Origin of the sequence: Marinobacter sp. THAF197a, from assembly GCF_009363275.1 — a bacterium.
Taxonomy (GTDB): domain Bacteria; phylum Pseudomonadota; class Gammaproteobacteria; order Pseudomonadales; family Oleiphilaceae; genus Marinobacter.
Genome location: NZ_CP045324.1, coordinates 3,900,516 through 3,912,036, shown reverse-complemented (window position 1 = coordinate 3,912,036; position 11,521 = coordinate 3,900,516). Strand labels below are relative to the sequence as shown.

Below are 11,521 nucleotides of genomic sequence, written 5' to 3'. Positions count from 1 at the left end.
ATGGAAAACCCAACCACAGAGGAAACGCGTTATGAGCTACAAAGCCAGTTTTGCGTGTGCCACGGTTCTGTCTGCTGCTGTACTGACAGCCCCTGCCGTCTGGGCACAGGATAAAGTGAGCCGGGATAACTCAGGGCCATACATCAGTGGTAGTTACGGGGGCTACAAATCCCACGGCGGTGAATTCAAGGATGAAAACGATCTGCTGGGTGCGGCGCTGGGTTACCAGTTCAATGAGTTCTTTGCCCTGGAAGCGGAATACATTGATTTCGGCAAGTTCGGCGATGACGACGTTAAAGCCAAGCTCAAAGGGGTTGGCCTGAGCGCTGTTGGCCGTTTGCCTCTCACTCAGAGTTTCGGGGTGTATGCGAAGGCCGGTGCATTCGCTTCGGCCTTTGATGTGGATGCCTTCGATGAGAGTGAAACCTATGACGAGGTCAATCCGTTTATTGGCGCCGGTGTGGATTTCCGGGTGACCAATAGCCTGACCGCCTTCGCCGAGTATGCCCGCTACAACGTGGATATCGATGAAGACGATTTCAATGGCCAGATTACCAATAATGGTCCGGATTTCGACACCGGCCGGGTTGGCTTGAAGTACCAGTTCTGACTCGTTGCGGGTTTGGGGCGCCGGCTGTAGCAGGCCGGCGCCCCTTTCTTTACGCCTTAGGGTGTTCGGCTTCGTCTGGCCCCGATGTTTGCCCTGCTGGAATAACCTCCAGGCGGTTCCGGCCGTTACGCTTGGCGGTGTATAGCGCCTGGTCGGCCAGCCGGAGATATTCCGCAGATGTGTGCTCTGGTGTTGGAAACCCCAATGCCAGGCCAATGCTGACGGTCAGATCAATCCCTTTATCCTTGCAGGTATCACAGCGCCGGGTTGCGACTTCCTCGCGGAACCGGTTCAGCCGAGCCTTTATGTCATCTGCATCCTGATAACTGGCAAAAATCACAAACTCTTCTCCACCAAACCGTGCCAGACGGTCAGTGTCGCGGCGGAAATGTTCGCGCATGGTATTTGCCAGAGATTCCAGGCACCGGTCACCAGCCTCATGCCCCCAATTATCATTAATTTTCTTGAAATGGTCCGCGTCGACCATGGCAACCGCAAAGCCGGTCTGGTGCCGCAGGCACCATTGAAAGCTGTTGGAGAACTCCCGGTCGAAGTAGGTGCGGTTGCCCAGGCCTGTGAGGTTATCGGTCACACTCAGACGGGACAGAGCGGTATTGGCCTCGGCAAGTTCCCGATTGAGACGGCCGAGTTTCCGGTTCCAGTAGACCAGCAGGGCGGTGGCCAGCAGGCCCAGCGAAAGTATTTGCCAGAACCGGGTATAGTCCACGCGTTCCTCGATTCGCAGGTTGCGCCAGGTGCTTTCAAGCTGAGTGCGCTCTGCAGGTGTCAGGCTCAACACCAGTTTCTGCATGATTCCGTGTAACGTGGGTTCGTCATTGCGGGTGCCGATCGCCAGTGACCAGTCGGCCGGTACCCGGCCAATCACCTTCAGGTCCGCCAGGCCCATTGACTGCATGTAGTAACTGGCGGTGGCCAGTGTAGTGACATAGCCGATCAGCTCCCGGTTCTGAAGTTTTCTCAGGCCCTCTTGCTCTGACTCTACGGTAACCAGTTGCAAGGATGGATTGCGTTTGCGCAGCAATTCGGCAAACGCGTAGCCTTCCACAATGCCAACGCGGCCGCCCTCCAGCTCGTTGAGACGCTGAATGAACGGGGCCTCAATACGGCCAATCACCACGTTCGGTACTTCCAGATAGGGTGAGGTGAAGTCCAGATAAACGGACCTTTCGGGTGTACGCATGGCCATCGGGAACATGTCGCAACGCCGATCCTTCGCCGCGGCGATGGCTTCCTGCCAGTTGCTGGTGGGCACCAGCCGGAAACGCAGGTTACCTCGTTGGCTGAACAGCTCAAGCACATCTGCGGCCAGGCCGGTGTGTTTGCCATCCCTCACACCTTCGAGGGGCATCCAGTCCGGGTCTGCGCAGATGCGAATTTCCCGGTTCCGTTGTTCCAGCCATAGGGATTCGGTGTCTGTCCAGTGCACCAGTTCCGCTGTGTTCAGCGAGGGCTGGTTGCTGGCGCCGAGCCAGCGGGTTTCGATCACCTGTTGTTCCGTTGGCGTAATGCTGGTCAGTGCCTGATTCAGGATGTCTGCCAGCGGCGCCAGGGCCGGTCTCACCCCGAAGCGAAGGTCCTCGCCACTGAAGCCCGGGAGCTGAAGTTCTCCGGCGATTCGGGTGCCACTGATACCCAGTTGCCGGATCCAGTAATTGCCCGAATGCAGGGCTCCGATAACGACATCCACATCGCCGCTCGCCAACGCCTGGAACATGGGTTGCTGTGAGTGGAAGCTGAGCAATGTGCCGTTACTCAGCAATTGCCGAAGCGTTTCCTCATAGTAGATGCCCGCGCCCAGTCCAACCCGATAGTGCTTCAGGTCCTCAAGATTTCGGTAGTTGAGACTCTCATCCCGGGTAAAGATGACGTTGGGAATGATGTGATAGGGCGAGGTGAAGTGGGCGAAGGACTCCCGTTCCGGGCGATGGGACATGTTGGCCATGACATCAATGTCGCCGTTCTTGAGCATGGGAATCAGTTCGTCCCACTGGCCGCTGACAGGAATAGCCTGCAGGCCAGTCAGGTCAACCAGCCGGTTCATAATATCAACGCTCAGACCTCTGACCCGCCCGCCGTCGGTGAAACTGAACGGCGCATAATCATCCATGAATCCGATCCGAACCGGCCCCAGACTCGCCAGGTACTGTCGTTGTTGCGAGCTGAGGGCCAGCTCTGTACCTGCGGAGCCGGTCAAACCGCCAAACTCCTGCCAACGCTGCAGCAGGTGCTGCAGTTTTTCCTCCGGTACGGCATTCAGCCCGGCCTGAATCTGATTGAACAGGTTCAAGTTGTCGGTGAGAACACCAATACGGAAATCCTCCCCGGAGTATTGTTGCAGCGGCGCCGGGCCAAGCAGTTCCAGAAAACGGAAACCGGCCTGGTTGGCGAGATACTCCATAGTGAGTTTGGGGCCCACAGCAATATCGATCCAGCCAAAGGCCAGTGCCCGAACAACGCTCGTCAGGGAGTCGTAGGTGGTCAGTGAAATGCCGGCGTCGGCGAATTCAGTGCGGTAGAAAATGTCCTCTACCATACCAACGCGAAGGCCTTGTAAGTCGTCCAGCGCCTCAATCGTGGGAGTCGGGCGGGCGCTGTCATGCATCAGGTAAATTTCGCGGTAGTGATAAGGTTCGGAGAACAGGACCTTTTCAGCACGGTCCGGACGCCAGGAAATACCGTCTATCGCATCCAGATCTCCGCGCAGGAAGGCCGCATAGATGTCTGGCCAGCTACCGGCACGAAAATCAAAGACCAGGTTGCTGTTGCTGGCCACTTCCCGAAGGACGTCAATGGAGAACCCGGCTGGATTGCGACCTTCAAAAAAAGTGTAGGGTTCGTTGTCGGCCACCACGCCAATTGTGACCACGGGAGAAAGGCTCTCCGGCTCTTCCGCCCGGGCTGCGAACGTCAGCACCGCAATCATCAGTGTGGCCAGCGTTAGCCAGGCAGCGCAGAATTTTCGCTGGGGCGGTTGAGGCAGGCGGCTTTGCAAGGTATACCTTCCCTGTGAATAACAGTGCCAGTGTAGTTGCAGATCGTAACCTTTGACAGTGGTGTGTGGCTATATTGAATACAGATTCAGGCTATGAAACGGCACGCCTTTGATGGAGTAGGGGAATGACAGAAACGGGTTTTGACTGGCAGCAGGTTCCGGCCGCGGTATGGCGCCGGCACCGCTCCGGCCTGAGGGCCATTCGCCGGCTGGATCCGGTCAGATGGGCTGATCTCACGGGTATTGACCGGCAGAAACAGGCGCTGGCCCGCAACACCGAACGCTTTCTGGCGGGGCAGCCCTCGAATAATGCGTTACTTTGGGGTTCCCGGGGCACCGGCAAGTCGTCCCTGATCAAGGCGTTGCTGAACCGTTACCAGGCTGATGGCCTGCGCATGATTGAAGTGGACAAGGATGATCTGGTCAACCTGCCGGAGATTGTCGACGACATCTGCGAGCTGCCGTACCGCTTTGTGATCTTCTGTGATGACCTGTCGTTTGATGTGGGGGAAACCGGCTATAAGGCGCTGAAGAGCGTGCTGGAGGGATCGCTGGAGCTGCCCCCGGAGAACGTGCGGGTGTATGCCACCTCCAACCGCCGGCACCTGATGCCAGAGTTTATGAATGACAACCTGAAAAGCGAGGTGCGCGACGGCGAGCTGCACCCGGCGGAAGCCATTGAAGAACAGGTCTCACTGGCAGACCGGTTCGGGTTGCAGCTGTCGTTCTATCCGTTTTCCCAGGATATCTATCTGCAGGCGGTGGACGCGCTGTTTCCGGAGGTGGCAGACCGCTCGCAACTGCACCAGGAGGCCGTCCGGTTTGCCACCGGCAAAGGCGTCCGCAACGGCCGCACAGCCCAGCAGTTCTACCGGCAGTTTGCCGGTGACCCCAGATTCCGCTGACGCCGGCTATTGCCGGCGGGCCATGCGGATAAACCGGTGGTGGATGGTCCGGATGCCCAGGAACACCAGCACCATGATCACCGGGATGGCCACGCCCAGTACCAGGGATTTATTGAACGCCAGGCCGCTGTCCTGCAGCACGTCCAGGCCGAGCTTCAGTAGGCTGATCAGGTAGTAGGAGATCGCCACCACCGAGAAACCTTCTACCGTGTGCTGCATCATTAATTGAATGCGGGAACGGCGGTCCATGGAACTCAGCAACTGCTGGTTCTGGCTCTGGATCGCCAGTTCCACCCGGGTACGCATCATGTCGGAGGCGCGGTCCACCCGGCGGGACAGGTCTTCAAGGCGTTCTCCCACGGCTTCGCAGGTTTTCACGGCAGGTGTCAGCCGGCGGGTCATGAATTCGCTGATGGTCAGGTGGCCGGAGACTTCGTCTTCCCGCAGTTCTTCCAACCGGGTCAGTACCAGTTCGTGGTAGGCCCGGGTGGCGGCAAAGCGGAAGGTGGAATGGGCCCGGTAGGCTTCGATCCGGGCGGCAATGTGGGTCAATTCGGCCAGTATCTGTTGTTCGTCCAGGGATTCGTTATCCGCCAGGGACTGGGTGATGGTGGCCAGTTTGTGGTCCATGTCGTTCAGACTGGGCGTCATTTCCCTGGCCAGTGGCAGCGCCAGCAAAGACATCAAACGGTAGGTTTCAATCTCCATCAGGCGTTGTACCAGTCGGCCCAGCTGGCTATTGGACATCTTGTGATTGAGTACCATGAACCGGCCGAAATGGTCGCTGTGCAACTGGAACGAGCCCAACACCCGGGCAGCGCCTTCCTGTGGGCTGCTACCAATCAGGCGCATACCTTCAAAATACTTGCGCATGAACGCCAGTTCGCTGCGGGCGTCCTCTTCTGACGGGCGCACTTCAATGTGAAAGGCGCCAACAATGGTGCCGTCCAGCTGTTCCAGCCAACCCTCAGGTAATGAGCTGATGCCGGTCTCGGCAAACGGGTCGGCACTGGAAACGTCCAGGTTGGTGAAGGTGTAAGAGGCAAACTCCATATGCACTTCACGTCGGACTCGCAGCTTGCCGAAATTGTGCTCATAGCAACTGACTTCCTGTTCCGGCCAGGGCTCGCCCAGCAGTCGGTGCAGGCGCTGCAGATGCGCGAATTGTGTTCGGCGCTGCTCCGGGGTGACCAGCACGGCAATGTGGGTCACCCGGGCGGTGGAGGGAATCACCTGGAAGGGGCGCGAATGCAGTTCCTGGTAAAGATCTGCCCGTAAGGGGTGAAAATCCAGGGATGACGTTTCGGCACTCACAATGTTGATCCTGTTTCCGGGCGGTATACCGGGATGATAACCCGGAAGCTCACCCCGTCAATGCCACTTTGGCGGGTGTTTCGGGCCTCCACATGGCCACCATGGTAGTCGGCAATAAGACGTACGATCAGCAATCCCTGCCCCAGGTGCCCCTCGCTCTGACCCTGGCGCTGGGAGACAAAGGCACCAAAAATGTCCACACCGGCCTGTTCTGGCAATTGTGAGCCTTCGTTGAAAACACTCAGTTGGTAATGGTCCGAATGGCGTTGCAGGCTGACCTCTATGGTGCCGCCTTCGGGGGTAAAATCCCGGGCGTTATCCACAAGCTTGTCGAGCATTTGCACCAGCATTTCCGGTGAGCCCAGTAGCGGACATTCAGCATCGGGCGTTTGGTAACGGATCTGGTGGTCGGCATCCAGCTGCTGGTACGCCGCGGTGGCTTGCGCGACCACCTCGGACAGGTCGAACCGTTCTTTGTCGGCCTGGTCGAAGCTTTGTTCCAGCCGCGCCGCTTCGCTCATGCTGTTCAGTATCCTGCGCAGCCGCTCGGTGGCCCCGGCGGCCCGTTCCAGGTATTGCTGCCGTTCCTGCTCGGAGCTGTTATGAGCGAGGTTCTCGAGGGACGATCTGACCACCGCCACGGGGGTTTTCAGCTCATGGGACAGACGGCGGGAGAAACTCTCCAGATAGTGGTTGTAACTCTGCAGCCGTTCCACCATCTGGCTGAAATGCTGTTGCAGTTGCCCCAGTTCATCCCGGGTTCTGGCCGAGGGCACCTGGCTGAGAATCCGGCCATCTTCGTCCACACTGGCGCTGACCAGGCGCTGCAGGCGGGCAATTCGCCAGGACAGCCAACTGGCGTAACCCAGCAATACCAGGGTTAGCGCGAGAATGATCAGAAGGCTGCGGGCCAGGACACTGCCAAGGGCCGAGCCGGAGACGGTGAGCAGTTGGTCGAGGGATTGTTCCAGTACCAGCGAGCGACCGCCAAACAGATCATGCTCGGTGGCCAGCCAGACCGAGCCGTCATTTCGCCCGACCAGATGGTTGTCTGGCAGACCACCGGTGATCAGCCGATGGCCCGTTTCTGCCAGCGGTGTCGGCTCTGGCTGGTAGAGCTGAATCAGCGCTCGCAAAGCGTTCAGTGTGATTTTCTCAAGCACTTGCACGGGGGACAGGTCATCAAAATCCGGGCCTTGGCCCGTGGCCGGATGCCGGTGATGGGCAACTATCCAACCCGCCGGCTCAACCACGGTGACTTGCTGGCCGTCACCGAGCTGGTCCGCCAAGGCCCGTTCCAGCTCCGGGATTCGTTGCACCAGTGGGGGTGGTGGCTCAGTACCGGTGCCGGGTACTGACGACTCCTGGCCTCCCTGGGTCACCTGGAAGCCCAGCAAGCTGCCCCGCGCAGGCTGCGGCATCTGCAGCTCCAGCTGCCAGCCAGCCCCCCGATCCCGCCAGGCACCCTGAACCCGATAATCCGGAGTTTGCTGGCGATCTTCCCGAATGGCATTCACGCTGCCCGGTGCTGAGGTTCGTAGTGTCCAGCGTTGCCGTGGCACCGGCTGTTGCAGGTCGGTGACCGGCGGTTGCAGCACCAGCTCAAAGCGATCGTGGGGTTGGTCAGGCCGGTTCTGCTGAAACAGTTGCATGGCCTGGTTCTGCATCTGGACCAGCAGGAACAGGTGTCGGCCATCACTGGCGGCCTGCCATCGCAGATGGGGTGCGCCGGGCACGGGCAGGGGCTCAGCCGATTGCCAGGGCTGCAGGTGATCGGGCTCATCGTAACCGGGCCAGTCGTCGGCATGGCCGTCGGGTTTGATCGGTGTTTCTGCCGGGCTGGCGTAGAGCGCGTTCGGGGTGGCGATGGTGGGTTGCCCCAGCAGCAGGTCGCCGGCCAGGTTTGCCATCCGCTGGCCCCGCTCCTGGAGCTGTTGCAGGGCCTGTTGGCGCAGGGCGTCATCCAGTTCCAGCACAAACTTCAGCCCGGCCCAGGGGATCAGCAGCATCAGCAGGCTGGCGAGAAACAGTTGGCGTTTAAGGCTCAAGGTCAGACCTCACGGGCATTCCAGCGGTAACCCATGCCGTAGGCGGTCTGAATGCCATCAAAGCTGCTGTCCAGCTGGCTGAATTTACGCCGGATGCGTTTGATATGGGAGGTCACCGTGTTGTCATCCAGTACCGTGCTGGCGGCTTCCATCAGCTGGTCCCGGCTGCGAACGTGGCCGGGATGCTGAACCAGGCTGTGCAGCATCCAGAATTCGGTTACCGTCAAGTCCACCGGCTGGTTGTCCCAGGACACGGTCATGCGGTCGACGTTGAGCGACAGCCGGCCCCGGTGCAGCAGCTCATCCGGCTTCTGCAGCGCCTCGGCCCAGGCATCGGCCCGGCGCAGCAGGGCAGTAATCCGGGCCAGCAGGTGGTCCAGGCTCATGTCTTTGGTGACGTAATCGTCTGCGCCCAGGCGCAGGCCGTGCACCGAATCGATATCGCTGTCCCGGGCGGTCAGGAAGATAATCGGCAAGGTGGCAGACTGTGACCGAAGGTCCTGGCACAGAGCAAAGCCGCCTTCCGGCTCGTCTCCGAGCCCGACATCGATAATGGCCAGGTCTGGCAACGCCTGGCGCAGCACCTGCCAGGCCGATGGCCGGTCGCCATAGGCAGATACCCGGTAACCCCGGCGCTCGAACGCCGCCCGGTAGTTATCGCGAATGCCTGCTTCGTCTTCAATCAGAACAATGTGTTTTTTCATGAGTGATGCTGTTCAGCAAGATGTGTTGCCATTAAACCATGCTCCTTGTGCGGCACAAGTCGATGCCGCGGGATTGCCATAATTCATCATTTTCTATCGCCAGCCTGCCCGTTTCTGCCACGGCAGGGCCCATTCAGCCTGTTGCAATGGCATCACTAACTTCCACAAAAAGGATGTCGTGATGATGTTGCTATCGCTGCTTGCCAATCCGGCCGTACGGCCCGACCTGTTCACTGCCCGCCGGGCGAAGCCAGCCGCTAAACAATCCAGGTGGTTGCGGATGGCCGAGGGTATCAGCCTCTGGTTGGCGGTTCTGCTGATGTTGTTTGTCCACCCCCTGTATGCGGAGGCGCGTCAGATGGACATGGAACAGCCGGGTCAACTGTACCTGATGAATGATCAAAGTGCCCGGCAGCAGCCGGCCCTGATTCTCGACAGTGACTTCCAGGTTCATGTGTCTGGCCTGCTGGCGGAGACCAGGCTGACCAGGGTTTTTCGTAATACCAGCGACCAGTGGCAGGAGGGCATTTTCGTGTTCCCGTTACCCGACAAGGCCACGGTGTTCGGGCTACGCATGACCATTGGCGAGCGTGAAATCGTGGGCCACATCGAGCCCAAAGCCAAGGCCCGCCAAACCTATGAACGGGCCAGGCAGGCCGGGCAGCATGCGGCCACGCTGGAGCAGCATCGCCCGAACCTGTTCACCAGCCGGGTAGCCAATATCCCGCCAGGCGAAAGTGTGCAGGTGGAAATCCGTTATCAGCAACCGGTGGCCTACAAGCACGGTGAATTCGAACTTCGGTTGCCCACTACATTGACTCCCCGTTATATGCCAGGCGAACCGCTGGCGGAAACGCAAGGTCCGTGGCAGTCCGGTTGGGCGCTGGCCACCACAGAGGTTGCAGATGCCCATGAAATCAGTCCGTTTACCGTTCGCCCCCAGGACGTTGATGGCGGCAGCCACCGGGCCAGAATCGGAATAGAGATCGAAAGCGGCCTGGCCCTGTCGGATGTCTCCAGCCCAAGCCATCGACTGCATACCGAGCTGGACGGTGCCAGGGCGACGGTGAGGCCGGAACAGGAAAAGGTGCTCATGGACCGCGATGTGATCGTCAGGTGGCGCCCGGTGGCTGGCAGTGAGCCAAAAGCGGCGGTGTTTCACCAGACTTGGCAGGGTGAGGATTATCTGATGGCCATGGTGCTGCCGCCGGAAACGGTCGGGCCAGTGCTGCGCCGGGAGCTTGTGTTCGTTATTGATACCTCGGGTTCCATGGCGGGGGATTCAATCGCCCAGGCCCGTTCTGCCCTGCTGAAGGGGCTGGAAACCCTGCGCCCCGGTGATTCGTTCAATGTGATCCAGTTTAACAGCCAGGCCCATGCCCTGTTCGCCCAGCCTGTGCCGGCAGAAGGCCATTATCTGGCCCGGGCCCGGCGTTATGTCCAGGATTTGCGGGCCAATGGCGGTACCGAAATGGCGGGTGCCCTGTCGCTGGCGCTGGGAATGGACTCTGGCCCGGGTGGTGAACGGGTGCGCCAGGTGGTGTTTATCACCGACGGTGCCGTGGGCAATGAGTCTGCCCTGTTTAACCAGATCCGCTCGGGTTTGACTGACCGAAGACTGTTTACCGTGGGGATTGGCTCTGCTCCCAATATGCACTTTTTGCGGGAGGCGGCCCGGTGGGGCCGGGGTGAGTTTACTGCAATTCACTCAGGCGCCGAGGTAGACCGGGCCCTGAACCGTCTGTTTGCCGCCATGGAGGCACCGGTGCTGACCAATCTGGACGTCCGCTGGCCGGATCAGGGGCAGCCTTTGGAGCCAGTACCGGCCAGGCCCGGGGATCTGTTTCGCGGCACGCCGTTGGTCCAGGTAGTCCGGGGGCTGCCGGCAGCAGGGCAGTTGCAGGTTTCCGGCCAGTTGCCCGGAGGCCGTCGCTGGTCCACATCTCTGGACCTGGCCCAGGCGGCGCCCGCCAGTGGTTTGAATCGTCACTGGGCCCGCGGCCGGATTGATGAGCTGACCGATGCCGCCCGGCTTCAGGGCCAGACGCCGGCTGAGCAGCAGATCACTGAGCTGTCGGTTCGCCATAGCGTGATTTCTCCATTCACCAGCTTTGTGGTGGTGGAGCAGCGCCAGGCTCGTCCGGAAACCGAAAGCGCAGGGTCGCAGAGCATACCCACCCTGCTGCCGGCAGGTAGCCAGCCCGGTATGCTCAGGTACCCCCAGACAGCCACATTCGCACCGTTGTTCACTGCGCTGGGTTTGCTGGGGCTGATGTTTTCCCTGGCGATTGCCATGCTGAACCGGAGGCCATCCCTGTGAGCCGCCTGCTGCTGTTACTGTTCGGCTGTTCCGCCACGGTGCTCATGTTTGGGCTGTGGATTCCCTTCAAGGCGCTGGTGGCACAGGAGCTGCTGGCACTTGCCTGGGCGGAAACCCAGGCCCGTCAGGTTCAGGCCCGGCCCTGGCCCTGGGCGGATACCTGGCCGGTGGCCAGGCTGGAAATGCCTGAATTGGACGTGTCGATGATCGTGTTGGATGGCCTGCATGGCGAAAGCCTGGCCTTCGGGCCGGGCCGGGTGGTGGCCGGTGCCGACGGGCCGGTGATTCTGGCCGGACACCGGGACACCCACTTCAGCCACCTCCAACATCTCGCTCCGGGCAACCCGGTCAGATTGCAAGGCCAGGATCAGCATTGGCGGGACTATCGGGTGACCAGTATCCGGGTAGTGGACAGTCGTAAGGAGCTAATTAACACTCACGCGTTGGCGGCCGGCACCCTGCTGTTGGTTACCTGCTATCCCTTCAATTCCATGGATGCCCGTGGCCCTCTGCGCTATGTGGTTGAAGCCCATCCCGTTTACGCACTCGAACAAAAGGATACTGTTGCCGCGCTTTAGGTTTGGCGTACACTTGTGCGCCAAGTGAG

General features: G+C 60.0%; 8 protein-coding genes. 4 read left to right on the top strand and 4 right to left on the bottom strand.

Going from position 1 to position 11,521, the window contains the following annotated elements; all coding sequences use genetic code 11:
• The first annotated feature begins 31 nt into the window (after positions 1 to 31).
• Positions 32 to 610, top strand: coding sequence for an outer membrane beta-barrel protein (locus tag FIV08_RS18075; protein ID WP_106694054.1), 579 nt, complete (start codon positions 32 to 34; stop codon positions 608 to 610).
• Positions 611 to 659: 49 nt separating this feature from the next.
• On the opposite strand, the gene FIV08_RS18070 is transcribed toward FIV08_RS18075, so the two are convergent.
• On the bottom strand, positions 660 to 3,623 hold the full coding sequence (locus tag FIV08_RS18070) for a transporter substrate-binding domain-containing protein (protein ID WP_228715453.1): 2,964 nt from the start codon (positions 3,621 to 3,623) through the stop codon (positions 660 to 662).
• Between the two features lie 125 nt (positions 3,624 to 3,748).
• Here FIV08_RS18070 and FIV08_RS18065 point away from each other — a divergent pair, with 125 nt between their 5' ends.
• A complete protein-coding gene (locus FIV08_RS18065) occupies positions 3,749 to 4,528 on the top strand; it encodes an ATP-binding protein (protein ID WP_152439346.1) in 780 nt (259 codons plus the stop codon).
• Positions 4,529 to 4,534: 6 nt separating this feature from the next.
• On the opposite strand, the gene FIV08_RS18060 is transcribed toward FIV08_RS18065, so the two are convergent.
• The 3 genes from FIV08_RS18060 to pdsR are packed head-to-tail and all read right to left on the bottom strand — an operon-like array spanning position 4,535 to position 8,594.
• Entirely contained in the window at positions 4,535 to 5,842 is a 1,308-nt protein-coding gene (locus tag FIV08_RS18060) for a DUF3422 family protein (protein ID WP_152439345.1), read from the bottom strand.
• On the bottom strand, positions 5,839 to 7,890 hold the full coding sequence (locus FIV08_RS18055; protein ID WP_152439344.1) for an ATP-binding protein: 2,052 nt from the start codon (positions 7,888 to 7,890) through the stop codon (positions 5,839 to 5,841). Before FIV08_RS18055 ends, FIV08_RS18060 begins: the two co-directional genes overlap by 4 nt.
• 2 nt (positions 7,891 to 7,892) lie before the next feature.
• Positions 7,893 to 8,594: a proteobacterial dedicated sortase system response regulator gene (gene pdsR, locus FIV08_RS18050; RefSeq protein WP_152439343.1), complete on the bottom strand. Its 702-nt coding sequence runs from the start codon at positions 8,592 to 8,594 to the stop codon at positions 7,893 to 7,895.
• Positions 8,595 to 8,874: 280 nt separating this feature from the next.
• Between pdsR and FIV08_RS18045 the strand changes: the two genes are divergently transcribed.
• Both FIV08_RS18045 and FIV08_RS18040 read left to right on the top strand, forming a co-directional pair.
• Positions 8,875 to 10,914: a marine proteobacterial sortase target protein gene (locus FIV08_RS18045; protein WP_228715452.1), complete on the top strand. Its 2,040-nt coding sequence runs from the start codon at positions 8,875 to 8,877 to the stop codon at positions 10,912 to 10,914.
• A complete protein-coding gene (locus FIV08_RS18040; RefSeq protein ID WP_152439341.1) occupies positions 10,911 to 11,492 on the top strand; it encodes a class GN sortase in 582 nt (193 codons plus the stop codon). Before FIV08_RS18045 ends, FIV08_RS18040 begins: the two co-directional genes overlap by 4 nt.
• Positions 11,493 to 11,521 lie beyond the last annotated feature (29 nt).

Excerpts from the sequence above, each read along its gene's own strand:
- FIV08_RS18075 (WP_106694054.1), top strand. The coding sequence starts at position 32 with ATGAGCTACAAAGCCAGTTTTGCGTGTGCCACGGTTCTGTCTGCTGCT.
- FIV08_RS18065 (WP_152439346.1), top strand. The coding sequence starts at position 3,749 with ATGACAGAAACGGGTTTTGACTGGCAGCAGGTTCCGGCCGCGGTATGG.
- pdsR (WP_152439343.1), bottom strand. The coding sequence starts at position 8,594 with ATGAAAAAACACATTGTTCTGATTGAAGACGAAGCAGGCATTCGCGAT.
- FIV08_RS18045 (WP_228715452.1), top strand. The coding sequence starts at position 8,875 with ATGGCCGAGGGTATCAGCCTCTGGTTGGCGGTTCTGCTGATGTTGTTT.